We start from the raw sequence: 26,946 nt of genomic DNA on the forward strand, positions 1-26,946 counted from the left end.
GGGCGTCACTTCCCGAAGCCGAAGCCGCCGCCGTTGCCCGCGCCGCTCTCGACCTTGGCGCGCAGCCGCTTGCCCTTCTCGGTGGCCTGGTCGTTCAGCTCCTGCTGGAACTCCCGCATCCGGCCGAGGAGTTCCTCGTCGTGCGAGGCGAGGATGCGCGCCGCGAGCAGGCCCGCGTTGCGCGCGCCGCCGACCGAGACCGTCGCGACCGGCACACCGGCCGGCATCTGCACGATCGACAGCAACGAGTCCATGCCGTCGAGGTACTTGAGGGGGACCGGGACGCCGATCACCGGGAGCGGGGTCACCGAGGCCAGCATGCCGGGGAGGTGGGCGGCACCGCCCGCGCCGGCGATGATCGCCTTGAGCCCGCGGTCGGCGGCCTGCTCGCCGTACGTGATCATCTCGCGCGGCATGCGGTGCGCGGAGAGGACGTCGACCTCGTACGGGATCTCGAACTCGTCCAGGGCCTGGGCGGCGGCCTCCATGACGGGCCAGTCGGAGTCCGACCCCATGACGATGCCTACGACGGGTCCCGCACCGGGTTCTACGACGGGGCTCATTCGGTGATCGTGCCTCTCAGGTAGCCGGCTGCGTGACGAGCGCGCTCCAGCACGTCGTCGAGGTCGTCGCCGTAGGTGTTGACGTGGCCCACCTTGCGGCCGGGCTTCACGTCCTTGCCGTACATGTGGATCTTCAGCTGGGGGTCGCGGGCCATGCAGTGCAGGTACGCGGAGTACATGTCGGGGTAGTCGCCGCCGAGGACGTTCGCCATGACCGTCCACTTGGCGCGGGGGCGCGGGTCGCCGAGCGGGAGGTCGAGGACCGCGCGGACGTGGTTGGCGAACTGGCTGGTGATCGCGCCGTCCTGGGTCCAGTGGCCCGAGTTGTGCGGGCGCATCGCCAGTTCGTTGACGAGGATGCGGCCGTCTCTCGTCTCGAACAGCTCTACGGCCAGGTGGCCGACCACGCCGAGTTCCTTGGCGATGCGCAGGGCCAGTTCCCCGGCCTGGAGCGCCAGTTCCTCCGCGATGCCGGGCGCCGGGGCGATGACCGTGTCGCACACGCCGTCGACCTGCTGCGACTCGACGACCGGGTACGCGACCGCCTGGCCGTGCGGGGAGCGGACGACGTTCGCCGCGAGTTCCCGTACGAAGTCGACCTTCTCCTCGGCGAGGACCGGGACGCCGGCCCGGAAGGGGTCGGCCGCGTCCGCCTCGGACCTGACGACCCACACGCCCTTGCCGTCGTACCCGCCGCGGACCGTCTTGAGGACGACCGGGAAGCCGTCGCCCCGGTCACCTTCGGAAAGGCCTTCGGCCGCGAAGGCGACGACGTCGGCGGGATCCGTCACGATCCGGTGCCGTGGGCACGGCACGCCGATCTCGACGAGCTTCGCCCGCATCACGCCCTTGTCCTGGGCGTGCACGAGCGCGTCCGGGCCGGGGCGGACGGGGATGCCGTCCGCCTCCAGGGCCCGTAGATGCTCGGTCGGGACGTGCTCGTGATCGAAAGTGATCACATCGCACCCTTGCGCGAACGCGCGCAGCGTCTCCAGGTCGCGGTAGTCGCCGACGACGACATCGCCGACGACCTGCGCAGCGGAGTCCTGCGGGGTGTCACTGAGGAGCTTGAACCTGATGCCGAGCGGGATGCCCGCCTCGTGTGTCATACGAGCGAGCTGCCCCCCGCCGACCATGCCGACTACCGGGAACGTCACCCTCCAAGAGTATCGGCCCGGCCGCCGCGGCCTGATTACACGCCTGTGACCCCGTACACACAGGCGAGCCCCAGAGGGGGTGGTTAGCATGGCTGAGTTGACGAAATCCCACAGGGCGATCCCACAGACGGGGGCCGACAGACCATGGAACGTGGTTCCAAACGTGGTTCCGACGGGCCGCGTACGAAGCCTCCGGGCGCCGTACGCCGGCGCTTCGACCAGTTCGCGGCCGAGGTCGCGAAGTTCGGGGCGGTGGGCACGGCGGGGCTTCTCGTCAACCTCCTCGTGTTCAACCTGGTCCGCCACACGACCGATCTCCCGGTGGTCCGGGCGAGTGTGGTCGCCACGGTGGTGGCCATCTGCACGAACTACATCGGCTTCCGGTATTTCACCTACCGGGACCGGGACAAGAGCGGGCGTACGAAGGAACTGACGCTGTTCCTGCTGTTCAGCGCGGTGGGGCTCGTCATCGAGAACGGTGTGCTGTACGCGGCGACGTACGGGTTCGGGCTGGACAGTCCGTTGCAGAGCAACGTCTTCAAGTTCGTGGGGATCGGGGTCGCGACGTTGTTCCGGTTCTGGTCGTACCGGACGTGGGTGTTCCGTACGCTGCCGGCGCGGGAGGCTGTGGCCAGTGCGGAGTCGTTCCTTGAGGAGCTCCCCGAGGGTGGGGCGATTCCTGGGCGGCGGAATCAGCGGCAGCGGGTGGGTTGAGCGGGTTTGGTTCGGTGCGGCGCCGTCGTGGCTTGTCGCGCCGTTCCCCGCGCCCCTACAGACAGCAGCGGGTCGGCTGAGCGGGTTTGGTCCGTGCGGCGCCGTCGTGGCTTGTCGCGCCGTTCCCCGCGCCCCTAAAAGCGGCAGCGGGTCGGCTGAGCGGGTTTGGTCCGTGCGGCGCCGTTGTGGCTTGTCGCGCCGTTCCCCGCGCCCCTTTGGGGCGCTTATCTGACCGTGCGTTCTTCGTCGCCGTTCTGGGGCTTTTTCGGGGGGGTTCGGGAGAGGAAGAGGCCGAAGACCGGGGGTTGTTGTTGGAGGAGTTCCAGGCGGCCTGCGTCGGCTTCTGCCAGGTCGCGGGCTACTGCCAGGCCGATGCCTGTGGAGTTGCGGCCGCTGATCGCGCGCTCGAAGATCCGGGCGCCGAGGTCGGCGGGGACGCCGGGGCCCTCGTCCGTGACCTCGATCACGGCCTGGTTGCCGATGACGCGGGTGCGCAGGGCGACCGTGCCGCCGCCGTGCATGAGGGAGTTCTCGATCAGCGCGGCCAGTACCTGGGCGACGGCTCCTGGGGTGCCCACAGCCTGAAGGTGCCGCTTGCCCGAGCTGACTATGGCCCGGCCCGCGCTGCGGTAGGCGGGGCGCCACTCGGCCAGCTGCTGCTGGATGACCTCGTCGAGGTCGAAGGAGACGGCGGAGCCGGTGCGCGGGTCGCGGGCGTTGGTGAGCAGCCGTTCTACGACGTCCGTGAGGCGTTCGACCTGTGTGAGCGCGATCGTGGCCTCCTCCTTCACCGTGTCCGGGTCGTCGGTGAGGGTGATCTCCTCCAGGCGCATGGAGAGGGCTGTGAGGGGGGTGCGGAGCTGGTGCGAGGCGTCGGCTGCCAAGCGGCGTTCCGCCGTGAGCATGCGGGCGATACGTTCCGCCGAGCCGTCCAGCACATCCGCGACCCGGTCCAGCTCCGGGACGCCGTACCGCTTGTGCCGGGGGCGCGGGTCGCCCGAGCCGAGGCGTTCGGCGGTCTCGGCGAGGTCCGTCAGGGGTGAGGCGAGGCGGTTGGCCTGGCGTACGGCGAGCAGGACTGCGGCGATCACGGCGAGCAGCGCGACGGCGCCGATGATCAGCAGCGTGCGGCCGACCTCGCGGGTCACGGAGGAACGGGGTTCCTCGACCCGGACGGTCTCGCCCTCCTCGCCGTCCTCCTCGGCGGAGATGACGTCCCCTACGGGCTTCTCCCCGACCTCGATCGCCGCGCGCCCCGGGATGCGTACGACGGCGTACCGGTCCCCGGTGACAAGCCCGCCGAGGACCTTGGCGTTGATCTGCTCGTCGCCGAGTATCCGGCTGTCCACGATGCTGGCCAGTCGCACAGCCTCGGAGTCCACCCGCTCCTGCGCGCTCGCACTGATTGTCCGCGTCTCGACGATGACCAGGGACACCCCGAACACGGCGATCACGACGAGCACGACGGCGAGCGTGGATTGGATCAGACGACGACGCAAGGCGGCCCCTCCGGGCGATGGCTGACGGACGGCGGGCGTGCCCCTGGGCGCCCCGGAGGGGCGCTTCCAGGGGCGCGGGGAACTGCGCGATCAGCCCCCACCGGCCGGCAGCCGCACATCACGCACAAGCCCCAAGGGACGTTACGCGCGTCCAGCTCCGCTAACTCTTCTCGAAACGGAAACCAACACCCCGTACCGTCGCGATGTACCGAGGATTCGCCGCATCATCGCCCAGCTTCTTCCGCAGCCACGAGATATGCATGTCGAGCGTCTTGGTCGACGACCACCACGTCGTGTCCCACACCTCGCGCATCAGCTGGTCGCGGGTCACGACCCGCCCCGCATCACGCACCAGCACCCGCAGCAGGTCGAACTCCTTCGCCGTGAGCTGGAGCTCCTCCTCGCCCATCCACGCCCGGTGCGACTCGACGTCGATCCGCACACCGTGCGTGGCGGGCGGCTGCTGCGGCTCGGCGGCGCCGCGCCGGAGCAGGGCCCGGACCCGGGCGAGCAGTTCGGCGAGCCGGAAGGGCTTGGTGACGTAGTCGTCGGCGCCCGCGTCGAGGCCGACGACGGTGTCCACCTCGTCGGCGCGCGCGGTCAGGATGAGGATCGGGACGGTCAGTCCCTCGGCACGCAGCCGGCGGGCCACTTCGAGGCCGTCCATGCCGGGCAGTCCCAGGTCGAGAACGACCAGGTCGATACCGCCCTGGATGCCGGCGTCGAGCGCGGTCGGGCCGTCCTCGCGGACCTCGACCTCGTAACCTTCCCGGCGAAGTGCGCGGGCCAGCGGCTCCGAGATGGACGCGTCGTCCTCAGCGAGCAGTACACGGGTCATGAACTGATGGTAGACCGCCCTGGACGCCGTCTGGGGTGTGACCAGGCGTTCTTGATTCTTACCTTCGGACGCTACGACGAGGGCGTCCGGTGCGACGCGGCCGGTGAACGCCGTACCCTCGCTGCCGAACCTGTGTCTCCGCGATGAGATCCTGTCTCTTACCTTCGAATAAGCGGCTGTTGCACACCCATCACCTGTGATCCGTGTCTCAAATCCTTTCATTTACCACAGTGAACTGTCGTATGGTGACTGGAGCTCTTAACGGCACCTGGGGACCTTTGGCGAGTTTTCCGCCGAAGGTCTTTTTTGTGCGTCCCGACAGCAAGGAACGACCCATGGCGTCCAGCCTGACGAAGGATTCCCCCGTCTCCGAACGGTCCTTCTTCGGCCACCCCCGCGGACTGGCCACGCTCTTCATGACCGAGATGTGGGAGAGGTTCTCCTACTACGGCATGCGGGCACTGCTCCCCCTGTACCTGATCGCCCCGAGCGGCCTGCACCTCAGTGCGACGGCCGCGACCGCGATCGGCTCCGTCTACGTCTCGCTCGTCTATCTGCTCGCCCTGCCGGGCGGCTGGTTCGGCGACCGGGTCTGGGGCCCCCGCAAGACCGTCGCCGTGGCCGGCGGCGTCATCATGCTCGGCCATCTGACGCTGGCCCTGCCGACGGCGGGCACCTTCTACGCGGGCCTCGGGCTCGTCGCGATCGGCTCGGGCCTGCTCAAGGCCAACATCTCCACCATGGTCGGCCACCTCTACGACGGCCCGGACGACCCGCGCCGCGACGGCGGCTTCACCGTGTTCTACATGGGCATCAACGCGGGCGCGTTCGCCGCGCCCCTGGTGATCGGCACGATCGGCGAGAAGGTCGACTGGCATCTCGGCTTCGCGCTCGCCGCGCTCGGCATGGCCCTCGGTCTCGCCCAGTTCCTGCTGGGCAGCCGGCACCTGGACGCGCGTTCCAGCGTCGTCCCGACCCCGCTGTCCGCCGCGGAGAAGTCCGCGACGCTGCGCAAGGCGGCGGTCTGGGCGGGCATCGCGGCCGTGTTCTACGCGTTCGTCGGCTTCTCCGGCCACTACACGCTGAACTGGGTCATGGTCCCGCTGATCCTGCTCGGCCTTATCGTCCCGGTGGTCGTGCTGGCCCGCATCAGGCGCGACAAGGACCTGAGCGAGCCCGAGCAGCGGTCGATGTCGGCGTACATCTGGTTCTTCGTCGCCGCCGCCGTGTTCTGGATGATCTACGACCAGGGCGCCACGACCCTGTCGATCTTCGCGGACGGCAAGGCCGAGAACACGGTCTTCGGCTGGGAGTTCCCGGTCTCCTGGTACCAGTCGGTGAACCCGGTGCTGATCATGGCGCTGGCCCCGGTCTTCGCCTGGTTCTGGCTGGCGCTGAACCGGATGGGCAAGGAGCCGAGCACGATCGTGAAGTTCGCGTCGGGCCTGGTCCTGGTCGGCGTCTCGTTCTTCCTCTTCCTGGCGCCGCTGTCGATCGCCGGGGACGGTCACAAGGCGGCGGCGATGTGGATCGTGGCGATCTACTTCGTCCAGACGGTCGGCGAACTGACCCTCTCCCCGGTCGGTCTGTCGGTCACGACGAAGATGGCCCCGGCGAAGTACGCCTCCCAGATGATGGGCGTCTGGTTCCTGGCGGTCACGGCGGGCGACGCGACGACGGGCCTGCTCTCGGTCGCGGGCGTCAACCTCGACCGCATGGGCGTGGTGGCCCTGGAGGCGGTGCTCGCGGTGGTCGCGGGCGCGGCGGTGTGGTCGTACCGCGGCAAGGTCAAGCAGCTCATGGGGAGCGTTAACTAAGGCTCAACTGACGGTATGCGCAGGTTGGTTGTACGCGGCCGGGGCCGCCGTGTCCGGACGGGCGCGGCGGCCCCGGCCGTTCGGGGCGTACCGGAAATTCAGCCACCGCCGAACGTGTCAACCCGGCCCTGTCCGCGACGTTTTCGCCCCATTCAGGCGTCATGCTCGTGGCACAGGCCCACGCCGGTACCGCCCCACCCGAGGAGTGAACCCGCATGACGACGACCACCCTCCCCCGCCTGCCCCGCTTTCCCCGGACCATCCGTACGACCACCACCGCCGCCGCCCACGGCATCGCCCCGGCCCCCGTGTCCGTCCCGGCGCCCGGCACCTGGGCGGCGCCCACCCCCGACGTGCTGCGCGCGCTGGAGGCGGCGCTCGTCCGGTGGTCGTCGTGACCACGGTTCCCGGCGGGGCCCCGGCGGAGCCCTGCGATGTGTGCGAGGCGCTGGCCGCTCAGCGGGACGCGGCACGGGAGGCCGGGCGCACGGGTGAAGTCGGCGACTGTGAACGGGAGTTGAGCGAGCACGGGCTCCATGAGCAGGGGTGCGCGCCCTGACACCGTGCGGGCCGTCCCCTCCGCGCACGAGGAGTACGCCGGACCCCGCCCCGGCGACGCACACCGGAGCGGGGTCCTGACATCGCCTCCGATCAGCGCAGCCGCCGGCGGCCCGGCATGAACGTGAACACCGCCACGCCCGCGAGGATCACCGTTCCGGCCACCAGGCCCAGCGCCTTCAGGGCGCCGTTGTTCTCGGCCCCCGTGTTCGCGAGGCCGCCGCTGGTCGACGTACTGCCGGAGCCGGACGTCGTGCCGCCCGACGTGGAGGAGCCGCCGGACGCTCCGCTCGCCTGTTCCTCCGTGTCCAGGGTCAGGGAGACCATCGTCGTGGTCGGGGTGCAGGTGGTCGTCGTGCCGAGGGCGCTCACCGTCAACACGCCTGGTGCCAGGGTCGATTCACCGGTCGCGCCAGGCTTGTAGGTGCCCGTCATGTCGGAGATCGTCATCGCGTCACCGGTCTTGATCGGCTCCGTGTTGGCCGGGCCCTCGACATGGACCGTGCCCGTGTCGGACCCGCCCAGAATGACCTCCATGGACGGTTTCACCGAGTCCGCCGGGAGGTCCGCCGGACTGTCCATCACCGAGCCCTTGAACTGGACCGTGAGGTCGTAACTCCCGCCGTTCTTCTTGGCGTTGATCTGAATGGGGGAGGTCACTTCCTTGTCGCCGATGGGCGTCACGCACTTGTACGGGACCTGTACGAGCTTCCCGGTGAAGTCCGTCTGACCGCCGTCCGTCGGGCTCGGCGACTCGCTCTCCTCGTCCGTCGGGGTCGAACTCGAGCTCGGGGACGCGGAGTCGGTCGGCGTGGGTGAGGGCGACGGTGACGTCGATGTCGTCGGAGTCGGAGTCGGGCTCGGTGAGGGTGAACTGCCGCCCCCCGCCGTCACTTTGATCGTCACCGACGGCTGGACCGTCTCCGTCGGCGCGCACTTCGTGTCCGTCCCGAAGGCGTTGATCGTGTACGCGTCCGGGGTCAGCGTCACGTCTCCGGCCGTCGTCAGTTTCACCTTGCCCTTCATGTCGGACAGGACCATCGCCCCGCCCTTGGGGATCGCCGGGTTCTCGCGCGGCCCGACCATCGCGACGTCGGCGGTCTGCGCACCGCCCGCCTTCAACACCCCGCTCGGCTGGACCGAGTTGGCCGGGAGGTCGATCAGGTCGGGGTTCTTGGACGCGGCCTGGGTGAACTTCCAGACCACGTCCACCTCGTCGCCCACCTTGGCCGTCGCGGGCGCGGTGATCTGCACCTTGGTGGTGCCGTTGACGGGGTCAAGCCCTGAGGCCGCCGGGGGCACGCACCTGGTCGCGTACGACACCTCGGCCGCCTGGGCGGGCCCCGCCGCGGCCATGCCCAGCAGGACACCGCCCGCTCCGCCGAGCAGCAACAGGACCCCTGCCGCACTCGTGCTCCGTCTCCGTTGCGTTCTCACGTGTTCCCCTTCGAGTTCGTCGTGTTCATCGCGTTCGTCGTCGGAGTGCTCGTGGTGCCTGCCGTGCTTGTCGTGCTCGTGCCGGGGTCGGCGTCCGGGGTGAACCACGGCAGGGCCGAAGAGGCCTCAACGGGTGGGGAGTTGTCCAGGTGCGGGGAGTCTCCGTCCCGGTCACGGCGTACCGTCTGCTGCCCGCGTGGCCGTACCCGGTCCACCACCGCCATCCCGACGCGGAACAGCGCCGCCGGTACGACGACTCCGGCCAGGACCCAGAACAGGGTCACGCCCCATGGCCGGCCCACGCCCCAGGGCTGCTCGGCGAGCACCTTGCCGTCGTACTTCAGCGAGACCGAGTAGTCGCCGTGCGCCCCGCTCGCCAGGGAGACCGGCAGCTCGACGCGTGCCTTGCGGCCCGGCTGGATGGTGCCCTGCCACTGCTGCTCGTCCCACTGCGGGGCGAACACCCCGTGGGAGGTGCCGACTTGGAAGACCGGGTCCTTGACGGCCGCCGTGCCGAGGTTGCCGACGGTCACGACGAGGGTGCGCCTGGGTGGCGCCCCGAACCAGGTCAGCAGTCCGCTCGAACCGTCGAGCCGGGGGTCCGTGAGGACCGAGAGACGTTCGGTGCCGTCCGATTCGGGCAGCGGCTCGACCGGGTGGCCCGCGACCCGGAACACCGCGTCGGCCGCCGTGTCGGACGACCCGGTCACCGTCGCCGCATGCACCACGCACGGGCACGGCACCGGCGGTTCGACCACCGGCAGGCTCTGGCTGAAGGCGCCCTGCGTGTCCGTGGTGACGGCTCTCCCGTCCGCGTTGGCACAGGAGTTGGTGCCGCCGATCACTCCCCGGTACGGGCTGGACCGGCCGCAGATCAGCATCATCAGCAGCGCCTTCCGCGGCCAGCCGGTCCCGGTCACGATGATCGAACTCCCGGTCCCAGCCTGCGACTTGGAGACCTTGACGGTCGGTCCGTCGGCCGCTGCGGCGGTCGTGGGCAGCAGCGATACGGGCAGCAGGAAGGCGAACGCCAGTGCCGCCGCGACCAGTGCGGGAATCCGCCGCTTCACTTCATCGCCCCCGTCAGCTCCTCCGCCAACTCCTCACGTGCGCACGGCTGTTCGTCGCTCCTGCGGCGCCCGTGCCGTCGTACGGCCATCAAGGCGCCGCCTGCCACCAGCGCCCCCGCTCCTCCAGCCACCCCGCCCCACGGCACGAACCGTGCCGATGTGCCCGCCTCGGCGCGTACCGTCCCGTCGGCCGCCGTGACCGTCAGGCGTACGTCGACCGCGTCGAACTCGGGCTGCCCGGACCAGGGTTCGGTCAGGGCGACGCGCTCGCCCGGGGGCAGACGTACGGGGAGGGTCCGTGGCGGCCGGTCGAGGAGGGAGCCGAGGACACCGTCCGCGCGGACGGTGAGCGTCGGGGTCAGGTCGGTGGTGCCCCGGTTGACCAGCTCGTACGCGATGCGGTCACCGCGTACCCGTACGTGCTCGACGGTCAGCGCGGGCAACCGGGGTCCTCCGACCCGGAGTCGGACGCGCACTGTCGCGGTCCGGCCCGAGGCGCGGGCGGTGATCGTGGCGGTGCGGTCGCCGGGAGGCGTGCCGTCGGGGATGCACACCGTGAAGGGCACGTCGGCGCGGGTGCGGGCGGGGACGTCGACCTCGGGGGCGGCGAGGGTGAGCCAACTGCCGCCGGAGAGCCGGATGTTGAGGACGCGGTCCGTCGGGTTGCGGACGGAGAGCGTGTCCTGGAGGACCGTACCGGGGGTGCCCTCGGCGTAGAAGTAGGGCCGGTCGGTGCCCAGGGGCGCGGCGGACCAGCCGTCCCGCCCCTCGTCGGCCGCGGCCGTGGACGACATGGCCCACAGCAGCGGGACGACGAGGCAGAAGGAGAGACAGAGGACGGCACGCATCGGCGGCTCCCGTGGTCGACTGGCCGTGCCTCAGCGGCGTACTGCCCGCTCGTCCCGTGCGGTCCGGTCCCTGCGCGTCAGCCACAGCGCGCCCGCCGCGCCCATGAGCAGGACCGTGCCGCCGAGGGTGCCCAGCGCGATCACGGAGTCCTCGGGGCCGGTCTGCGGGAGTTCGGCGCCGCCGTCCGAACCGCCGGTGCTCGTACCGCCGGTGCTTCCGCCGTCCGAGGCGCCCGTGACGTCGAGCGTCAGGGACGGGCCCGGATTGTTGGTGGGCGTGCACGTGGTGGTCGTACCGAGGGCCTTGATGGTGAGGACGCCGGCCGTGAAGGTGACCTTGCCGTTCTTCGACGGCTTGTACGTGCCGCTCAAGTCACTGATCTTTATGGGGGTGTTGGCGGGTACCGCCTCGGCGTTCGCGGGGCCGCTGACGTTCAGCGTGCCGCTGTCCGCGCCGCCGAGTTTGATCGTGGCGCTCGGGTTCATCGCGCCCTTGCCCAGTTCCACCGGGCTGGACGAGACGCCCTTCTGCCAGGACATCGTGACCTTGTAGCCGCCGTCGCTCTCCACCGCCTTGATGTCGATGGGCGAGAGGGCGCTCTTGTCGCCGATCGGCGTCTTGCACTGGTAGTTGACGTCCACGACCTCGGCACGGGCGGCGGGGGCGGCCAGCAGCACCGCCGATCCGGCCAGGGCCGCGACGGACGCGAGCGCGGCGCTTCGTTTCGGGTGCGTGCTGCGGCATGTCCGGTGGTACGACATCGTCGTCCCCCATTCCTGGCGGTCCTGTCAGCATTTCTGACGGCACATCAGATCGCGGATCGGCCGTCAAGGTACGCCCGGTAACCAGGAGAAGGAAGACACAACGCAGACCGGATCGGCGGAAAATCGACCGGATCCCGGCGGCGCTTTGCCGCCACATCGGCGGGAACTACGCCGGAGCGCCCAGCTCCGCCCACACCTTCTTGCCCGCGACGCCGGGGGTCCGTACGACTCCCCAGTCCAGGCACAGGCGCTGCACGATGAACATGCCGTGGCCGCCCGGGCGGCCGGCTCTGTGCGGGGTGCGCGGGGCGGGCTGGCCCGTGCCCCGGTCGGCGACCTCGACACGGATCACCTTGTTGTCGCAGGTGATCCACATCTCGTCCGGGCCCTCGGCGTGCAGGCAGGCGTTGGTGACGAGTTCGGAGACGACGAGCAGGACGTCCTCGGCGGCGGCGCGCCGGTCGGCGGTCGCGGCGGGCAGCCAGCCCCACGCGTACAGCGCCTGCCGGGCGAAGTCCCGGGCGAGCGGAACGACACCGCTCTCGCCGTCGAAACTCAGGCTGCGGGTCTGGCGACCCCCGGAAGCGCCGCTGGGCTCGGGGGACTCCGGGGACTCCGCAGAGCCCGGCGAGTCGGGCCGGGTGGTGCTCATCAGCGCTTCACCTCACCGATTCACCAGTTCACGTACACGGTCGTCATTGCACACAGTTCATTACGCGCGCCCTTGTGCGCATATTCAGGATGTCTCCTGCCCGGCGGAACCGACAGAACACCCCCCGAACGCGGCGCGCTCGGCAGCCCACCCCGCCGACCCGGAAGACTCGGCCAGGTGGACCGTGAGGGTCAGGAGGACTCGGGAGGTTCGTCGGACAGGGCGTCGGCGAGCGATTCGTGCACGGTGAAGACCGCGTCCGCGCCCGTGATCTCGAACACCCGTGCGACCACCGGCTGCATTCCGGCCAGGTGCACCCCGCCGCCGGCGGCCTCCGCCTTCAGGCGGGCACCGAGCAGCACATTGAGGCCGGTGGAGTCACAGAACTCCAGCCGTGCGCAGTCGACGACCAGCCGCGCGAGTCCCTTCGCGAGGCAGTCCTCAAGTGGTTCACGCAACAGATCGGCGGTGTGGTGATCCAGCTCACCCGCCGGAGTCACAACGGCGCTGGAACCCTCCCGCCGTACCTCGACCAGTAGCCGGCCAGACTGTGCGCTGCCGACCGTCCCGCGGTCCATGCCGTCTCTCTCCCGAGGTCGTGGCTGTTCGCCGGCGCCCAATCGCGCCCGCTGACGTCCTCGAACACTACGCCTTCCTCACACTCTCCGACACCTGAACTAACGCCCATATCCGGACATATGGCAAGGGAACGCACTTGCGGTGGGCTCGGGAAACCGGGTAGGGCTAGATACACGTACCCGACACGGCCGGCATTGGAGGCGCCGCACACCGCACGTGCACACGCACCGGCTTCGGCAGCCTCATGCCGAGAACCATGGAGGACACCATGTCACCCCGGCTCGACGCATCGCATACCCAGAGGGCGACGTCGACACCCCCTCCGGAACACACGGACTCCCACCAGCTGGACCAGGACCCGCTCATTCCGGGCCCACGCGTTCCGGACGCCCTGGACGGGCTCCCCGAGATCCCGCCGTACGACGAGGTGGGTGCGGTCGACGCACGGGCCCTGTCCAAGACCCTCTTCGCGCGGCTGGAGTCCCTCGAAGAAGGGACGCACGACTACGCGTACGTCCGCAACACCCTCGTCGAGCTCAACCTCGCCCTGGTCAAGTTCGCCGCCTCCCGCTTCCGTTCGCGCAGCGAACCGATGGAGGACATCATCCAGGTCGGCACCATCGGCCTGATCAAGGCGATCGACCGCTTCGAGCTGAGCCGCGGGGTCGAGTTCCCGACCTTCGCGATGCCGACGATCGTCGGCGAGATCAAGCGGTTCTTCCGCGACACGTCGTGGTCCGTCCGCGTACCGCGCAGACTCCAGGAACTCCGGCTCGACCTGGCCCGGGCCGGCGACGAACTGGCCCAGCAGCTCGACCGCGCCCCCACCGTGGGCGAGCTGGCCGACCGTCTCGACCTCTCCAAGGACGAGGTCGTCGAGGGCATGGCGGCCTCGAACGCCTACACCGCCAGCTCACTCGACGCCCAGCCCGAGGAGGACGACTCCGAGGGCGCACTCGCCGACCGCATCGGTTACGAGGACCACGGCATCGAAGGCATCGAGTACGTCGAGTCGTTGAAGCCGCTGATCGCCGAACTCCCGCCCCGGGACCGGCAGATCCTCTCGCTGCGGTTCGTCGCCAACATGACCCAGTCGGAGATCGGCGAGGAACTGGGCATCTCGCAGATGCATGTGTCGCGGCTGCTGTCGCGGACGCTGCACCGGCTGCGGAAGGGCCTGACGATCGAAGGCTGACGTCCTCATTGCGGTCTTTGCGGGAGGGGTTTCTGGTTACCCACAGAAACCCCTCCCTTCTTTTCCCAAAGGCCTCCTGTGTCACGGACACCGCCTTCAGACTGGCTGGTACGTCAGAACGGACGGGGGTCCGAGGAGGCGGACGGGATGTCTGAGCACATCGACGACAGCGGGCTGTACGCGGGCGTGTCCGACGCCCGCCTCACCGAGCTGCTCCGCACCAACTCCCCCACCGCGTACTCGGCGTTGCAGGAACTCCGTACCCGCCACCGCGCGTCCGTCCTCGCCTACGCCCGGCTGTGCACGACGAGCGACTCCACGGCGGGGCAGCTGGCGGCCCAGGCGTTCACGACGGCGGCCCGGGACACGGCACGCGGTACCGAGCCGAACGTGCCGTGGCGCCACCAACTCCTGCTGCTCACCGCCGACTTGGCGGCCAGCTGGGCGACGGACGAACGTGCGGCGGGCCTGGACCCGAGCCTGCTCCTCGTCCTGAACACGCTCAACACGGCGGGCGGAGAGCACCTGTTCGCGCCCCCGCCCATGCTGGGCGCGTTCCAGTCGCTGCCGGCCCGCACCCAGGGCCTCATCTGGTACGGCATCGTGGAGCGGGAATCCGAGGAGCGGACCGCCGCCCTTCTCGGCCTGACGCCCGAGGACGTGACGTACGAGACGGAGTCGGCGCTCCAGGCCCTGGCCCAGGCCTGTCTGCGGGCCCGGCTGGCCGTCTCCGAGGACCCGCGCTGCCAGGACTTCCGGCGGCTGATCGAGGAGTCGGTCCGCCCCGCCAACCCCCGCCACAGCACGGACCTGAACTCCCACATGGTCATCTGCCCGCACTGCTCGGTGGCCTACGAGGAACTCTCCGCCCTGCGCGACAGCCCGCGCACGGCTCTGGGGGAGGGCCTGCTGCCGTGGTGCGGAACGGCGTACGCGCGGGACGCGCCGACGGTCACTCTCGCCAACGCCCCTGCCTCGGCCCCGACTTGGGCCCGGACACCGCCCGCACCGGCGCCGTCCCGTCGGCGCTTCGCGCTGGCCTCGGCGGTCCTCGGCGTGACGCTGATCCCGCTGCTGATCGTGATGCTGTCGTCGGGCGACGGCTCGTCGAGCCCCCAGGGCGCGTCGAACACGCTCCCGGTCACCGCCGTACCGAGCAGCCCCGAGGTGACGGCTCCTTCCTCGCCGACGACCCCCAAGTCCCCTTCCCCGTCGCCGACTTCACGGCCGCCGACCTCTTCCGCCCCGGCGCCGAAGCCGACCCCCACCCCTAAGCCCACGCCCACGCCTGCGTTCCGGGCGCCGGGAGCCTCGTACGCCCAGGTGGTGAACGTCGCCTCGGGGCGCTGTCTGGACATCCGGGGCGGTGTGCTGGAGAAGGGCACGGACGTTCTCACGGCGCCGTGCTCCGCGTCGTCCCAGACCCAACGCTGGCGTGTGGACGCCGACTTGGGGGTCCTGCAGTCGGCGGCCGACACAGACCTGTGCCTGGACAGCCGGGGTGATGTGGACCGGGGCGTCGGGATCTGGGAGTGCGCCTCGGTGGACAGCGACAACGGCGACAACCTGCGCTTCACCGTGGACGACGACGGGGTGATCCGCCCGGCGATCGCCTTCGCGACGGGGCTGGTTCCGGCGGCCGACGGCGGCGTGAAGTTCGTAGCGCTGACGGGCGGGACGGGGCAGCGGTGGCGGGCCGGCGCTAGCTGAAAAGTCCGCGCTCGCCAACCTCCGCCGTCGGCGGCGCGATTCACTCCGCCGTACAGGAAGGGAGTGAAAAGCGGCCGGGGAGGGATGGGCAACCCGGCCCGCGACCGGCGGCGACCCGAGGGTGAATCCCGTTCCCCACAAAGGGAGTTCACCCATGCGCAAGCACATCGCACGTCTGTTGGCGGTGCTGGCCGCACTGGCCGCGCTGATCGCTGCCCCCGGTCTGCCCGCCGCCTTCGCCGCCCCCGCCGGGACGACGGCACAGGTGCGGGCCGCCGCCGATGTCTGGAACCCGCCCGCGAACCTCGTACAGCCGCTGAACGAGGTGTGGAACCACGTCTCGTCGACCTACCCGGACCTCTACGGCTTCCGCAACTACGGCTGGGACCAGGTCATGGCCAACCGGGGAAGCGTCAACTACTGCGTCCGCTGGGAGTCGGACGCGCCCGTGAGCACCGCCCTGCGCGACCGGATCCACGCGGCGCTGAAGAAGCAGTTCGGCAAGTGGACGGCGGCCATGCTCGACAACGGCACGGGCCACAACGCCTGGCCGTACACCAACGTGCCCGTCAACATCGTCGGTTGGGCCGTGAAGAACCGCTCGACCCTCCAGTGGACGGACAGTTCGGTCGACATCTACGCCGGGAACCTCGACGCCGGCGGCTCCCCGCAGTGCTCCCCGGACTGCGGGCGCTTCTTCCACCAGGACGGCAACTACTCACGCTGCCCGGGCGGCGCGGCCCGCCACTACGACCAGTCGCTGTGGCTGACGAAGGGCTTCCAGGGTGGCGCGGGCGGCGACTGGGGCCAGCGGGTCGGCCAGGAGTACTTCACCGGCGCGCTGGACCAGGAGAACATCCACATCTACCTGCACGAGGTCGGCCACACGTTCGGGCTCGACGACTTCTACGACTGGACCCCGACCGGCCAGTGCTGCTTCCTGATGAAGGCGGGCAGCGCGGCGCAGATCACGGAGTTCGACAAGTGGATGTTCCGTGACTTCTGGCGCCACCTGAAGAGCCGGTACGGCCTCTGAGCCGAGGCCGGGATCAGACCACCTGCACGCCCCGCCGCCACACCCCGCTGACCAGGGGGACCCCCGGCCGGTAGGCCAGGTGTACGTGGCTCGGGGCGTCCAGGAGGGTCAGGTCGGCGTACGCCCCGGGCGTGATACGGCCGATGTCGTCGCGCCGGAGGGCTTGCGCGCCCCCCGCCGTGGCCGACCAGACCGCCTCGTCCGGGGTCATGCCCATGTCCCGTACGGCCAGCGCGATGCAGAAGGGCACGGAGGAGGTGAAGGAGGAGCCGGGGTTGCAGTCCGTGGAGAGCGCGACCGTGACGCCCGCGTCGAGGAGCCGGCGGGCGTCCGGCCACTGGGCGCGGGTGGAGAACTCGGCGCCGGGCAGCAGGGTCGCGACCGTACGGCCGTTCGCGAGGGCGTCGACATCGGCGTCGGTGAGGTGGGTGCAGTGGTCGGCGCTGGCGGCGTCGAGTTCGACGGCGAGCTGTACGCCGGGGCCGTACGAGAGCTGGTTGGCGTGAACGCGCGGGTGCAGCCCCTTCGCCTTGCCCGCCGTGAGGATCGCGCGGGCCTGGTCGCCGTCGAAGGCGCCCTTCTCGCAGAAGACGTCGACCCAACGGGCGTACGGGGCACAGGCGTCGAGCATCTCGCCGGTGACCAGGGCGACATAGGCGGCCGGGTCGTCGGCGTAGTCCGGGGACACGATGTGGGCGCCGAGGTAGGTGACCTCGTCGGTGTGCGCGGCGGCGATGCGCAGGGCGCGGGCCTCGTCCTCGACGGTCAGGCCGTACCCGGACTTGGTTTCAAAGGTCGTCGTGCCCTGCCGGAGCGCCTCGCGGAGGTAACGGGTGAGGTTGGCCTCCAGTTCCGCGTCGGTGGCGGCGCGGGTGGCGGCGACGGTCGTACGGATTCCACCTGCCGTATAGCTCCGCCCGGACATCCGGGCGTTGAACTCCTGCGTCCGGTCGCCCGCGAAGACGAGGTGGGAGTGGGAGTCGACGAAGCCCGGGAGGACGGCCCTGCCACCGGCGTCGACCCGATTGTCAGTGGTGGGTGCTTTGCTGTTCTCACCGGTCCAGACGACGCGGTCGCCTTCGATGACGACGGCCGCGTCCTGGATCAGTCCCAGAGGAGAACCGTCGCCGAGAGAGGGGTCGTTGGTGACCAGGCTGCCGATGTTCGTGATGACGGTCGTCGTGCCGGTGGTGGTGTCGGTCGTACTGCCGATAGCACTGTTCGTCCGGTTCGGGCTGCTCGGACTGCTCGGCGTGCTGGGGCTGTTCATGGCGTCCTCATGGGTGGCGGGGCGGAGGGCCGGGATGCGAACCGGGGTGCGTACGGGAGTCAGGCGCGCAGGGCTTCGACAGCCGCCGCGAGCGCCTGCGGCACCTCTGGTACGAGGGTGTGCGCCCCGTCGCGCACGACGTGCCGCCCGCCCACGACCGTATGGCGCACATCCGCTGCCGACGCTGCGAATACCGCCGTCTCCGCGCCTAGACGAGGCACCGGTCCCGCAGTTCTGACCGAGTCGAGCGCGATCGTCGTGAAGTCGGCGAGCGCACCGGCTTCCAGGGTGCCCGCGTCCTCCCAGCCGAGGGCCGCGTGACCGTCGGCGGAGGCTGCCCGGAGCAGGGCTGCCGCTGTCCAGTGGCCCCGGGTGCGGGTGCGCAGGCGCTCGTTCAGCTCCATGGCGCGGGCCTCTTCGAGCAGGTCGATGACGGCATGGCTGTCGGAGCCGAGGGAGAGCGGTGAACCCGCGCGCTGGAGGGCGACGGCGGGGCCGATGCCGTCGGCGAGGTCGCGTTCCGTGGTGGGGCACATGCACGTGCCGGTGCCGCTGTGACCGAGCAGCGCGATGTCCTCGTCGGTGAGGTGGGTGTTGTGGACGCCGGTGGTGCGGGGGCCGAGGACTCCGTGGTCGGCGAGGAGTCGGGTGGGGGTGCGTCCGTGGGCGGCGAGGCAGGCGTCGTTCTCGGCGGTCTGCTCGGAGAGGTGGACGTGAAGGGGGGCCCGTCGTTCCTCGGCCCAGCGGGCCACGGTCGCCAACTGCCCGGCGGGCACGGCCCGTACGGAGTGGATGGCGGCACCGATCCGCGCGTGATCCCGTTCCTTGAGAACTGAACAGCGTTCCGCCCAGGCGTCGGCGGTGCCGTCGGAGAAACGGAGCTGGTGGCGGTTGGGGGCCTGTCCGAAACCGGAGGAGAGATAGGCGGTGTCGAGAAGGGTGATACGGACACCGGCGTCGGAAGCGGCCTCGACGAGTGCCTCACCCATCGCGTTCGGGTCGGCGTACGGGGTGCCGCCCGGGGCGTGGTGGACGTAGTGGAACTCGCCCACGGCCGTGATACCGGCGAGGGCCATCTCGGCGTACACGGCACGCGCGAGGGCGTGGTAGGTGTCCGGGGTCAGCTTGTCGGCGAAGGAGTACATGACCTCGCGCCAGGTCCAGAAGGTCCCGGAGCCGACCTGGACGGTGCCGCGCAGGGCCCGGTGAAAGGCGTGGCTGTGGGCGTTGGCGAGGCCGGGGAGGGTGAGCCCGCGAAGGATCTCGGCGCCGGAGGGCGGGCCGTCGACTCCCGTACGAACGGCCGCAATCCGACCGTCCTCGACGTCCAGGGCGACGCCCGGCTCGACGTTGGTGTCGAGCCAGGCGTGCTCCAGCCAGTACGTCCGTGCTTGGGGGTGGGTCACGTGCAGGCCAGCCCTTCCAGTACGTCGGCGAGTGCGGTCACCCCGGCCACGCAGTCGTCCTCGGCGGCGTACTCCGCCGGGGAGTGCGAGACGCCCGTGGGGTTGCGCACGAACAGCATGGCGGTCGGGATGCTCCCGGAGAGAATCCCGGCGTCGTGTCCGGCGCCGGTACCGAGGACGGGGACGGTGAGGTCGGTGTCCTTCCCGAGGATGCGGCCGAGTTCGTCGCGCAGGGCGTGGTCGAACTCGACGACGGGGGTGAAGGACTCCCGGACGACGTCGAGGTCGACGCCGTGCGCCTCGGCGTACTCGCGGGCCGCCCGCTCGACGCCGGAGACGACGGTGTCGAGGGCCTTCTGATCGGCGGCACGGGAGTCGAGCCAGCCGCGTACGAGGGAGGGGATGGCGTTGACGCCGTTGGGCTCGACGGAGATCTTCCCGAAGGTGGCGACGGCACCGGCGAGTTCGGCCTCGCGGCGGGCGGCGAGGACGGTCTCGGCGTACGACAGCATGGGGTCGCGCCGGTCGACGAGCCGTGTCGTACCGGCGTGATTGGCCTCGCCGCGGAAGTCGAACCGCCAGCGCCCGTGCGGCCAGATGGCACTGGCGATGCCGACACGGTCGCCGCTCAGGTCGAGCGCCCGCCCCTGCTCGACGTGCAGTTCGACGAAGGCGCCGATACGGGCGAGCCGCTCGGGGTCCGGCCCGATGGTGTCCGGGTCGTACCCGGCGGCTTCCATGGCCCGAGGCAGCGTGATCCCGTCCCCGTCGGTCAGCAGCCGAGCCTGCTCGACGGTGACGGCCCCGGCGGTGAGCCGCGACCCGACACAGGCGAGCCCGAACCGGGCACCTTCCTCGTCCCCGAAGTTGACGATGGCGAGGGGCTTGGTGAACTGCGCCCCGCGCCCCCGAAGCTCATCGAGAGCAGCAAAGGAGGAGACCACACCCAGGGGCCCGTCGAAGGCCCCACCATCGGGCACGGAGTCAAGATGCGACCCGGTGACAACGGCATCCCCCTCAGCGGGATCCCCGAGCCAGGCCCACTGATTCCCGTTCCGGTCGACCTCGTACGACAACCCCCGAGACTCGGCCTGCTCCTTGAACCAGGCCCGACATTCGAGATCGATCCCGGTCCAGGCGTAACGCCGATAGCCACGGGAGTCGGGGTGCCGCCCGAGGGGGGCGAGGTCACGCCACATGGCGTGGAAGGAGGCGCCGGTCGGCCCGGGCTGCGGTCCACCGGCTTCCGTTCCAGCGGTCGCCGCATCGGGCTGTGCGGCCGGCCCGCCACCAGGCTGTGGGCAGGCGTTCCGCAGGGCGGAACGGGTGGGCACAGCCGAACCGGCAGTCGGCGACGAACCGCCCGCCCCCGCCGAAGAGTTGCCGTCCCCGACCGAAGAATCCCTCACGCGTCGTCCCCCTCGCGCATCGGCACCCGCACACCCCGCTCGTCAGCGACCGTCTCCGCGATGTCGTACCCGGCATCCACATGGCGGATGACACCCATCCCGGGGTCGTTCGTCAGCACCCGGCGGATCTTCTCCCCCGCCAGCTTCGTACCGTCCGCCACCGACACCTGCCCGGCGTGGATCGACCGGCCCATGCCGACCCCGCCCCCGTGGTGGATGGACACCCACGACGCGCCGGACGCCACGTTCACCATCGCGTTCAGCAGCGGCCAGTCGGCGATCGCGTCGGAACCGTCGAGCATCGCCTCGGTCTCCCGGTAGGGAGACGCGACGGACCCGCAGTCCAGGTGGTCGCGGCCGATCGCCAGCGGCGCCGCCAGCTCACCGCTCGCCACCATGTCGTTGAAGCGCTCGCCCGCCTTGTCCCGCTCGCCGTAGCCGAGCCAGCAGATCCGGGCCGGGAGACCCTGGAAGTGGACCCGCTCACCGGCCATCTTGATCCAGCGGTGCAGGGACTCGTTCTCGGGGAACAGCTCCAGCATCGCCTTGTCCGTCTTCGCGATGTCGGACGCCTCGCCCGACAGGGCCGCCCAGCGGAAGGGGCCCTTGCCTTCGCAGAAGAGGGGGCGGATGTACGCCGGGACGAAGCCCGGGAACGCGAACGCCCGCTCGTATCCGGCGAGTTGGGCCTCGCCCCGGATCGAGTTGCCGTAGTCGAAGACCTCGGCACCGGCGTCCATGAAGCCGACCATCGCCTCCACGTGCCGGGCCATCGACTCGCGCGCCCGGGTCGTGAAGCCGGCCGGGTCCTTCGCCGCGGCGGACGCCATGTCGTCGAAGTCGACGCCGACGGGGAGGTAGGCCAGCGGGTCGTGGGCCGAGGTCTGGTCGGTCACGATGTCGATGGGCGCGCTCTCGGCGAGCATCCGCGGGAGCAGTTCGGCCGCGTTGCCGAGCAGGCCGATGGAGAGCGGGCGGCGGGCGTCACGGGCCTCGACCGCGAGCTGGAGGGCGTGCTCCAGGGAGTCGGCCTTCACATCGAGGTACCGGTGCTCGATGCGGCGCTCGATGGCACGCGGGTCGACGTCGATACAGATCGCGACACCGTCGTTCATCGTCACGGCGAGCGGCTGGGCGCCGCCCATCCCGCCGAGGCCGGCGGTCAGGGTGATCGTCCCGGCGAGGGTGCCGCCGAACTTCTTGGCGGCGACGGCGGCGAAGGTCTCGTAGGTGCCCTGGAGGATGCCCTGGGTGCCGATGTAGATCCACGAACCGGCGGTCATCTGCCCGTACATGGTCAGGCCGAGGGCCTCCAGGCGGCGGAACTCCTCCCAGTTCGCCCAGTCGCCGACCAGGTTGGAGTTGGCGATCAGGACACGCGGGGCCCACTCGTGGGTCTGCATGACACCGACCGGGCGGCCCGACTGGACGAGCATCGTCTCGTCCTGCTTCAGGGTCCGCAGGGTGCGGACCATGGCGTCGAAGGAGCGCCAGTCACGGGCGGCCTTGCCGGTGCCGCCGTAGACGACGAGCTTGTCGGGGTGTTCGGCGACCTCGGGGTCCAGGTTGTTCTGGAGCATCCGGAGGGCGGCCTCCTGCTGCCATCCCAGGGCACTCAGTTCCGTACCGCGCGGGGCTCGTACGGGGCGGGGTCCTGACATGGTCTGCCTCCCAGCGGACTGTTGAAGAACTACTGACGGACTGTTGCAGCGGATATTCACATCCTGACTTCCTGAATAGAACTAGTCAATACATTCCGGCGTCTGCATGTGTGCGGCACGGATGTTTCGCTTGACCCATGGACACGGACATCGACACCACGGGGGACACTGTGGACCACAACGGGGCCGGTCGGACCAACCGCCGGGACGAGGCCGTACGTGCCGCCGTGGAGCAGGGGCTGCTCCGCGCCGACGCACCCATCGTCGGACTCCTCGACGTCACCGGCATCCGCGAGTCCGCCGCCGAGCTGCGCGCCGCCTTCGACGCGGTCGTCGCGCCCGGCACACCCGTACTGCACGCCTTCGCGGTGAAGGCGACCCCGCTGGTGCCCGTACTGCGGCTGCTGCGCGAGGAGGGGATCGGGGCCGAGGTGGCGAGCCCCGGGGAGCTGGCGCTGGCGCGGGCGGCCGGGGTGGCGCCGTCCCGGACGGTGCTGGACTCGCCCGCGAAGACGCCCGCCGAGCTGCGCGAGGCGCTGGCCCTGGGCATCGCCGTGAACGCCGACAACCCGCAGGAGCTGGACCGTCTCGACGCCCTGATGCGGTCGGCGACCAGCCGGTCCCCCATCGGGATACGGGTGAACCCGCAGATCGGCGGAGGGTCGATCGGGGCCACCTCCACCGCCACCGCGACTTCGAAGTTCGGGGTCGCATTGCTGGACGAGGGGGCGCGCGAGTGGATCGTGGGGGCGTACGCCGAGCGCCCGTGGCTGACCAGGCTGCACGCGCACACCGGGTCGCAGGGCATCCCGCTGGCGCTGATGGTGCGGGGCGCGGCGGAGACGTACGCGCTGGCCGAGGAGATCAACCGGCGGGTCGGGCGGCGGCAGATCGACACGATCGACATCGGCGGCGGGCTCCCGGTCAACTTCGCGTCGGACGCGACGAGCCCGACGTACGCGCAGTACGCACGGCTGCTGAGCGAGGAGGTGCCGGGGCTGTTCGGCGGGCGGTACGGGCTGGTGACCGAATTCGGGCGGTCGCTGCTGGCCAAGCACGGCACGATCGTGGCGCGGGTCGAGTACGCGAAGAGCGCCGGCGGGCGGCCGGTCGCGGTCACGCACGCGGGCGTGCAGGTCGCGACACGGACGGTGTACGCGCCTGCGTCGTGGCCGCTGAGGATCGCCGCGTACGACGAGAAGGGGCGGCCGAAGGCGGGACCGGAGGTCGTGCAGGACGTGGCCGGGCCTGCCTGTTTCTCGGGCGACCTGCTCGCCGAGGGGCGTGCGCTGCCGCTGCTCGAACAGGGCGACTACGCGGCGGCACTGGACACGGGCGCGTACTACTTCGCGCACCACTACGCGTACAACTCCCTCGCCCGGCCCGGGATCTACGGCTTCGCGCCGAGCGGGAACGGGGACGGAAACGTCGTCTTCGCGGTCGTACGGGAGCCGCAGACCGTCGCCGAGATCGTGGCCGAATCCGGCGGGGCGCACGCCGCCACGCTCACCACCCTCTCCGCAACCACCTCCCCCACCGCACGCCCTTGACGGACTCCGGGGAACATGCAGGTCAACTGCTCTGAAAACAGGGCCAGTCGACCCACCTTAGTCATCCAGCGCATGTTCCACTGGAAAATGCCAGATCTCTCACTCCTCATGCACACGTTGCGTAGCGTCTGCGTCACTCAGCCGAACACCAGGTTGGCCGAACGTCAGGTCGGCGAACTCCAGGCTGGGCGATCGAACACCGGCCGGACAGACGCGAGCGGGACAGGCAGGAGGGGCCAAGGGTGCCCGGAATCGACGAGTGCTTGCTGGAAGCCATGCGGCTGCCCGGTGCCAGGGGCGCCGCGCTGGTCGACTGGACCAGCGGGCTGGCACTGGGCACCGTCGGGGACTCCCCGGGCGGTGACCCGGAGACGATGGCGGCCGAGGCGGCGGAGCTGGCCCGGCTGGCCGCCGAGCACCGCGCGTTCGCTCCCGAGGGCGACGACGGGGAGTCCGGTTCAGCCGCGGCAGGCGGGGCGGCCGTCGGCCGGGGGCAGGACCCGCCGGTCGAGGACCTGATCATCAGCAACCGGGACAGCTATCACGTCCTGCGGTTCGTGACGACGAGCTTCGACAGCAGCGTGTTCCTGCACCTGTGGCTGGCCCGCGCGGAGGGCAATCTCGCGCTGGCCCGCATCCGCCTCGGCGAGATGGCCGGACGGCTGGTGCTGGGATGACTGCGGTGCACGCGAATCTGACGACCCCGCCGCCGCGTCTGCCGGTACGGGACAAGGCGGCGGCCCGGCAGCGCGCGTGGGGCGGGGTCTCCCCGATCCTCGGCCGGCTGGCCGGCGAGCGGGCCACCGGCGCCCTGGTGCGGGAGTGCGGCTCGCTCTATCTCGCCGACGGCCAGGTCGTGCACGCCGAGAGCCCGGCCGTACCGGGGCTCGACGTGCTGCTCACCGCGCGCGGCACGCTGGACGCGGACGGCTGGCGGGACGCCGTAGGAGCGGCCGGTGAGCGGAACCGGGTCGGGCGGTTCCTGGTCGAGAGCGGCCGGATCGGCGCGGGCGCCCTGGAGGTGTGCCACCTGGGGGCGCTGTACGACGCGGCGTACTTCGCCCTCGCGCCCAGCGGCACACCGGGGCACTTCCGGTACGGGGACACGCACTGGCTCGGCCCGGTGCGCCCCGTGCCGGTGGCGGCGCTGGAGCACGAGACCCTGCGCCGCCGCGCCCTGCTCCACCGCATCTGGCCCGACCCGGCCGCCGACAGCGCCCCGCTGCTCCGCTCCGGCAGCCCGGGGGCGCCGACCATCAGCGCCCGCCAGTCCGCCGTACTGGACCTGGTGGACGGTGTCCGCACGGCGGCGGACATCGCACTGGCGCTGGCCCGCCCGACCTTCCACACCCTGGTGGACGTACGGCGGCTCGCGGCGGCCGGGGTCATAGTCCCGGCGGCTGTCCCGGCCCTCCCGCCTCCCCCGCCGTCCACGTCCTCGGCGCCACCGGCGCCGCCAGGATCGCTGCCGCCCTCGTTCACCGACCCCAACATCACGCTGCTGAAGAGGCTCAGGGATGCGCTGGAGGCCCTTTGAGCGGCAGCGCCCGCGTGCCGAGAGGAGACAACTCATGGCAGCCGAGGCCGAAGTCATGGACGAACTACGCCGGTTGCGGGCCCGCGTGCCGCAGCTCACCGGGGCGCTCGCGGCCAGCGTCGACGGTCTCGTCCTCGTCCACGACACCCCGGGCGTCGAACCGGAGACGGTCGCGGCGCTCACCGCCACCGCGCTCAGCGTCGCCGTGCGGATGGCGGACGCGACCGGCCAGGGCGACTTCCGCGAGCTGCTGGTGCGCGGGGTGTACGGCTATGTGGCGACGTACGCGGCGGGCCGCAGCGCCGTCCTGACGCTGCTCGCCCAGGACCGCGTCAACGTCGGCCGGCTGCACCTGGAGGGCCGCAGGGCCGGCGTCCGCATCGGGGAGCTGGTGGACGCGGCGGCCGAACAGGCGCCCAGACCGGCCGCTGCTCCCGCGCCCACGCCGTCACCCGCCCCCGCACCACCGATGCCCACCCGAACCAGAACACCGCGCGCGCCACGCACACCGTCAACCACGCCCAACGCGCGTACCACCACGGAAAGTTGAACCGGAAGCAGGAGAGGAACACCGTCATGGCCAACACCGAGACCGCGCTGAAAGAGGCGCTGACCTCCATCGAGGGCGCCACCGGAGTCGCCCTCGTCGACTACACCAGCGGCATGGCCCTGGGCACGATGGGCGGCAGCAAGACGTTCGACCTGAACGTCGCCGCCGCCGGCAACACCGATGTCGTACGCGCCAAGATGCGCACGATGGAGCATCTCGGGCTGAAGGGCGAGATCGAGGACATCCTGATCACGCTCTCCAGCCAGTACCACCTGATCCGGATGATGAAGGGGCGCGGCGGCAACGGCCTCTTCCTCTACCTGGTGCTCGACATCAACCGTTCCAACCTGGCGATGGCCCGCCACCAGCTGAAGAGGATCGAGGCGGACATCGAGGTCTGAGACCCGCCCCGGCACCGGGGGAACCGACGAGCTAGACCAGTACGTCGCCGCGGCGGCGCGCCCCGCCCGGGGTCGCGTCGCCCGCGGCGATCCCGGTGGAGCGGTAGGCCTTGACCGGCTTGCCGACCGGGGCGCCGGCGCGCGGGCCGAGCCAGTCCACCCGTACCCACAGCAGTACGTCGTCGGCGCGCTCGCGCCGGCCCAGCCAGGCGGCCTTCAGCAGCAGTCCCGTACCGGCCCCGGCGAGGAGCATCCCGCCCGCGGCGGGCACCGCGAAGGAGCTGCCCAGCGCGGCGGCGAAGGCGAGCAGCAGCCACCAGCGGTGGCCCCGGCGCCAGTTGCGCACGGTCACCGCGCGGTCCTGGAGCACATCGTGCCGGCCCGCCCGGGCGGTACCGGCGGCGAGCGCGGTGTAGCGCCGGCGCCGCAGATACGCCACGGCACCGGCCGTGACGATGAACAGCGCGGCCCCCGCCATGACGCCGATCCGGCGGCCGGTGATCCCCGGCAGCACCACGCCGACGCCCGCCGCGAACACTCCGAGCCACCACATGGGCGCCGCTCCGGCCCTTACGACCACGGCCACCCGAGCCAGGCCCTGTCTTCCGTGAACTCCGCGTGCCACGTCCGCCTCCCGGTTCGTTCTCCCGGCACAGTGCTGTCGGAGCGGGAGAGTAACGAGCGAACGTGAGACGAGTCTGAGAGCCGCACAAGTCCGTGATGA

Annotated in this window: 27 protein-coding genes; 12 read left to right on the top strand and 15 right to left on the bottom strand. The window is 70.8% G+C overall.

The features are described from left to right. Window positions 1–5: 5 nt before the first annotated feature. Window positions 6–563 (bottom strand): 5-(carboxyamino)imidazole ribonucleotide mutase, encoded by a 558-nt coding sequence (gene purE, locus ACFYXF_RS25905; RefSeq protein ID WP_389352763.1) that lies wholly within the window; start codon window positions 561–563, stop codon window positions 6–8. Further along, window positions 560–1,720, bottom strand: coding sequence for a 5-(carboxyamino)imidazole ribonucleotide synthase (locus ACFYXF_RS25910; protein ID WP_389352765.1), 1,161 nt, complete (start codon window positions 1,718–1,720; stop codon window positions 560–562). The genes purE and ACFYXF_RS25910 overlap by 4 nt, the downstream gene beginning before the upstream one ends. 144 nt (window positions 1,721–1,864) lie before the next feature. Between ACFYXF_RS25910 and ACFYXF_RS25915 the strand changes: the two genes are divergently transcribed. Then, window positions 1,865–2,434, top strand: coding sequence for a GtrA family protein (locus ACFYXF_RS25915; protein WP_389352766.1), 570 nt, complete (start codon window positions 1,865–1,867; stop codon window positions 2,432–2,434). Window positions 2,435–2,658: 224 nt separating this feature from the next. On the opposite strand, the gene ACFYXF_RS25920 is transcribed toward ACFYXF_RS25915, so the two are convergent. Both ACFYXF_RS25920 and ACFYXF_RS25925 read right to left on the bottom strand, forming a co-directional pair. Next, window positions 2,659–3,933: an ATP-binding protein gene (locus ACFYXF_RS25920; RefSeq protein WP_389352768.1), complete on the bottom strand. Its 1,275-nt coding sequence runs from the start codon at window positions 3,931–3,933 to the stop codon at window positions 2,659–2,661. Between the two features lie 160 nt (window positions 3,934–4,093). Next, window positions 4,094–4,771: a response regulator transcription factor gene (locus ACFYXF_RS25925; protein ID WP_318320350.1), complete on the bottom strand. Its 678-nt coding sequence runs from the start codon at window positions 4,769–4,771 to the stop codon at window positions 4,094–4,096. 335 nt (window positions 4,772–5,106) lie between these two features. Here ACFYXF_RS25925 and ACFYXF_RS25930 point away from each other — a divergent pair, with 335 nt between their 5' ends. The 3 genes from ACFYXF_RS25930 (at window position 5,107) to ACFYXF_RS25940 (ending at window position 7,147) form a co-directional block, all read left to right on the top strand. Further along, complete coding sequence (locus tag ACFYXF_RS25930) at window positions 5,107–6,588, top strand: oligopeptide:H+ symporter (RefSeq protein ID WP_389352770.1); 1,482 nt, start codon at window positions 5,107–5,109, stop codon at window positions 6,586–6,588. A gap of 215 nt (window positions 6,589–6,803) precedes the next feature. Beyond that, window positions 6,804–6,986, top strand: a complete 183-nt coding sequence (locus ACFYXF_RS25935) for a hypothetical protein (protein WP_389352772.1) — start codon at window positions 6,804–6,806, stop codon at window positions 6,984–6,986. Continuing rightward, complete coding sequence (locus ACFYXF_RS25940; protein WP_389352774.1) at window positions 6,983–7,147, top strand: hypothetical protein; 165 nt, start codon at window positions 6,983–6,985, stop codon at window positions 7,145–7,147. Before ACFYXF_RS25935 ends, ACFYXF_RS25940 begins: the two co-directional genes overlap by 4 nt. A 92-nt stretch (window positions 7,148–7,239) precedes the next feature. Here the strand turns inward: ACFYXF_RS25940 and ACFYXF_RS25945 are convergent, their stop codons facing one another. From ACFYXF_RS25945 to ACFYXF_RS25970, 6 genes are all read right to left on the bottom strand, one after another. Next, entirely contained in the window at window positions 7,240–8,502 is a 1,263-nt protein-coding gene (locus tag ACFYXF_RS25945) for a hypothetical protein (RefSeq protein WP_389353314.1), read from the bottom strand. Window positions 8,503–8,579: 77 nt separating this feature from the next. Next, window positions 8,580–9,653, bottom strand: coding sequence for a hypothetical protein (locus ACFYXF_RS25950; RefSeq protein ID WP_389352776.1), 1,074 nt, complete (start codon window positions 9,651–9,653; stop codon window positions 8,580–8,582). After that, window positions 9,650–10,501 (bottom strand): hypothetical protein, encoded by an 852-nt coding sequence (locus tag ACFYXF_RS25955; RefSeq protein ID WP_389352778.1) that lies wholly within the window; start codon window positions 10,499–10,501, stop codon window positions 9,650–9,652. Before ACFYXF_RS25955 ends, ACFYXF_RS25950 begins: the two co-directional genes overlap by 4 nt. A gap of 30 nt (window positions 10,502–10,531) precedes the next feature. Continuing rightward, window positions 10,532–11,263 (bottom strand): LPXTG cell wall anchor domain-containing protein, encoded by a 732-nt coding sequence (locus ACFYXF_RS25960; RefSeq protein WP_389352780.1) that lies wholly within the window; start codon window positions 11,261–11,263, stop codon window positions 10,532–10,534. 169 nt (window positions 11,264–11,432) lie between these two features. Beyond that, complete coding sequence (locus ACFYXF_RS25965; protein ID WP_389352782.1) at window positions 11,433–11,918, bottom strand: ATP-binding protein; 486 nt, start codon at window positions 11,916–11,918, stop codon at window positions 11,433–11,435. A 191-nt stretch (window positions 11,919–12,109) separates the two neighbouring features. After that, a complete protein-coding gene (locus ACFYXF_RS25970; RefSeq protein WP_389352783.1) occupies window positions 12,110–12,496 on the bottom strand; it encodes an STAS domain-containing protein in 387 nt (128 codons plus the stop codon). A 269-nt stretch (window positions 12,497–12,765) separates the two neighbouring features. On the opposite strand from ACFYXF_RS25970, the gene ACFYXF_RS25975 reads away from it, so the two are divergent. From ACFYXF_RS25975 to ACFYXF_RS25985, 3 genes are all read left to right on the top strand, one after another. After that, window positions 12,766–13,692, top strand: coding sequence for an RNA polymerase sigma factor SigF (locus tag ACFYXF_RS25975; protein WP_389353315.1), 927 nt, complete (start codon window positions 12,766–12,768; stop codon window positions 13,690–13,692). A gap of 147 nt (window positions 13,693–13,839) precedes the next feature. Further along, complete coding sequence (locus ACFYXF_RS25980; RefSeq protein WP_389352785.1) at window positions 13,840–15,402, top strand: ricin-type beta-trefoil lectin domain protein; 1,563 nt, start codon at window positions 13,840–13,842, stop codon at window positions 15,400–15,402. Between the two features lie 154 nt (window positions 15,403–15,556). Then, on the top strand, window positions 15,557–16,438 hold the full coding sequence (locus ACFYXF_RS25985) for a hypothetical protein (protein ID WP_389352787.1): 882 nt from the start codon (window positions 15,557–15,559) through the stop codon (window positions 16,436–16,438). 13 nt (window positions 16,439–16,451) lie between these two features. Here ACFYXF_RS25985 and hutI read toward each other — a convergent pair whose 3' ends face one another. The 4 genes from hutI to hutU all read right to left on the bottom strand — a co-directional run bounded on the left by hutI (window position 16,452) and on the right by hutU (window position 22,184). Then, on the bottom strand, window positions 16,452–17,708 hold the full coding sequence (hutI, locus tag ACFYXF_RS25990; protein WP_389352789.1) for an imidazolonepropionase: 1,257 nt from the start codon (window positions 17,706–17,708) through the stop codon (window positions 16,452–16,454). A 59-nt stretch (window positions 17,709–17,767) separates the two neighbouring features. After that, window positions 17,768–19,114, bottom strand: coding sequence for a formimidoylglutamate deiminase (locus ACFYXF_RS25995; RefSeq protein ID WP_389352791.1), 1,347 nt, complete (start codon window positions 19,112–19,114; stop codon window positions 17,768–17,770). Next, on the bottom strand, window positions 19,111–20,313 hold the full coding sequence (locus tag ACFYXF_RS26000) for an allantoate amidohydrolase (RefSeq protein WP_389353317.1): 1,203 nt from the start codon (window positions 20,311–20,313) through the stop codon (window positions 19,111–19,113). The genes ACFYXF_RS25995 and ACFYXF_RS26000 overlap by 4 nt, the downstream gene beginning before the upstream one ends. A gap of 206 nt (window positions 20,314–20,519) precedes the next feature. After that, window positions 20,520–22,184, bottom strand: coding sequence for a urocanate hydratase (hutU, locus tag ACFYXF_RS26005; protein ID WP_369034589.1), 1,665 nt, complete (start codon window positions 22,182–22,184; stop codon window positions 20,520–20,522). A 137-nt stretch (window positions 22,185–22,321) separates the two neighbouring features. Here hutU and ACFYXF_RS26010 point away from each other — a divergent pair, with 137 nt between their 5' ends. From ACFYXF_RS26010 to ACFYXF_RS26030, 5 genes are all read left to right on the top strand, one after another. Then, window positions 22,322–23,734, top strand: a complete 1,413-nt coding sequence (locus tag ACFYXF_RS26010) for a diaminopimelate decarboxylase (protein WP_389352793.1) — start codon at window positions 22,322–22,324, stop codon at window positions 23,732–23,734. 242 nt (window positions 23,735–23,976) lie between these two features. Continuing rightward, window positions 23,977–24,411, top strand: coding sequence for a hypothetical protein (locus ACFYXF_RS26015; protein WP_389352795.1), 435 nt, complete (start codon window positions 23,977–23,979; stop codon window positions 24,409–24,411). Further along, entirely contained in the window at window positions 24,408–25,271 is an 864-nt protein-coding gene (locus ACFYXF_RS26020) for a transcriptional regulator (protein ID WP_389352797.1), read from the top strand. The genes ACFYXF_RS26015 and ACFYXF_RS26020 overlap by 4 nt, the downstream gene beginning before the upstream one ends. A 34-nt stretch (window positions 25,272–25,305) precedes the next feature. Continuing rightward, window positions 25,306–25,821, top strand: coding sequence for a roadblock/LC7 domain-containing protein (locus tag ACFYXF_RS26025; protein WP_389352799.1), 516 nt, complete (start codon window positions 25,306–25,308; stop codon window positions 25,819–25,821). Window positions 25,822–25,847: 26 nt separating this feature from the next. Further along, complete coding sequence (locus tag ACFYXF_RS26030; RefSeq protein WP_053745740.1) at window positions 25,848–26,222, top strand: hypothetical protein; 375 nt, start codon at window positions 25,848–25,850, stop codon at window positions 26,220–26,222. A gap of 31 nt (window positions 26,223–26,253) precedes the next feature. On the opposite strand, the gene ACFYXF_RS26035 is transcribed toward ACFYXF_RS26030, so the two are convergent. Continuing rightward, window positions 26,254–26,847, bottom strand: coding sequence for a hypothetical protein (locus tag ACFYXF_RS26035; RefSeq protein WP_389352801.1), 594 nt, complete (start codon window positions 26,845–26,847; stop codon window positions 26,254–26,256). Window positions 26,848–26,946: the final 99 nt, after the last annotated feature.

It is taken from the genome of Streptomyces sp. NPDC002680, from assembly GCF_042889145.1.
GTDB classification, from domain to species: Bacteria; Actinomycetota; Actinomycetes; order Streptomycetales; family Streptomycetaceae; genus Streptomyces; species Streptomyces adonidis.

Coding starts and splice junctions, on each gene's coding strand:
- purE (WP_389352763.1), bottom strand. CDS start 563: ATGAGCCCCGTCGTAGAACCCGGTGCGGGACCCGTCGTAGGCATCGTC.
- ACFYXF_RS25915 (WP_389352766.1), top strand. CDS start 1,865: ATGGAACGTGGTTCCAAACGTGGTTCCGACGGGCCGCGTACGAAGCCT.
- ACFYXF_RS25925 (WP_318320350.1), bottom strand. CDS start 4,771: ATGACCCGTGTACTGCTCGCTGAGGACGACGCGTCCATCTCGGAGCCG.
- ACFYXF_RS25930 (WP_389352770.1), top strand. CDS start 5,107: ATGGCGTCCAGCCTGACGAAGGATTCCCCCGTCTCCGAACGGTCCTTC.
- ACFYXF_RS25935 (WP_389352772.1), top strand. CDS start 6,804: ATGACGACGACCACCCTCCCCCGCCTGCCCCGCTTTCCCCGGACCATC.
- ACFYXF_RS25945 (WP_389353314.1), bottom strand. CDS start 8,502: ATGGCCGCGGCGGGGCCCGCCCAGGCGGCCGAGGTGTCGTACGCGACC.
- ACFYXF_RS25955 (WP_389352778.1), bottom strand. CDS start 10,501: ATGCGTGCCGTCCTCTGTCTCTCCTTCTGCCTCGTCGTCCCGCTGCTG.
- ACFYXF_RS25960 (WP_389352780.1), bottom strand. CDS start 11,263: ATGTCGTACCACCGGACATGCCGCAGCACGCACCCGAAACGAAGCGCC.
- ACFYXF_RS25965 (WP_389352782.1), bottom strand. CDS start 11,918: ATGAGCACCACCCGGCCCGACTCGCCGGGCTCTGCGGAGTCCCCGGAG.
- ACFYXF_RS25970 (WP_389352783.1), bottom strand. CDS start 12,496: ATGGACCGCGGGACGGTCGGCAGCGCACAGTCTGGCCGGCTACTGGTC.
- ACFYXF_RS25975 (WP_389353315.1), top strand. CDS start 12,766: ATGTCACCCCGGCTCGACGCATCGCATACCCAGAGGGCGACGTCGACA.
- ACFYXF_RS25980 (WP_389352785.1), top strand. CDS start 13,840: ATGTCTGAGCACATCGACGACAGCGGGCTGTACGCGGGCGTGTCCGAC.
- ACFYXF_RS25985 (WP_389352787.1), top strand. CDS start 15,557: ATGCGCAAGCACATCGCACGTCTGTTGGCGGTGCTGGCCGCACTGGCC.
- hutI (WP_389352789.1), bottom strand. CDS start 17,708: ATGAACAGCCCCAGCACGCCGAGCAGTCCGAGCAGCCCGAACCGGACG.
- ACFYXF_RS26000 (WP_389353317.1), bottom strand. CDS start 20,313: ATGTGGCGTGACCTCGCCCCCCTCGGGCGGCACCCCGACTCCCGTGGC.
- hutU (WP_369034589.1), bottom strand. CDS start 22,184: ATGTCAGGACCCCGCCCCGTACGAGCCCCGCGCGGTACGGAACTGAGT.
- ACFYXF_RS26010 (WP_389352793.1), top strand. CDS start 22,322: ATGGACACGGACATCGACACCACGGGGGACACTGTGGACCACAACGGG.
- ACFYXF_RS26020 (WP_389352797.1), top strand. CDS start 24,408: ATGACTGCGGTGCACGCGAATCTGACGACCCCGCCGCCGCGTCTGCCG.
- ACFYXF_RS26025 (WP_389352799.1), top strand. CDS start 25,306: ATGGCAGCCGAGGCCGAAGTCATGGACGAACTACGCCGGTTGCGGGCC.
- ACFYXF_RS26030 (WP_053745740.1), top strand. CDS start 25,848: ATGGCCAACACCGAGACCGCGCTGAAAGAGGCGCTGACCTCCATCGAG.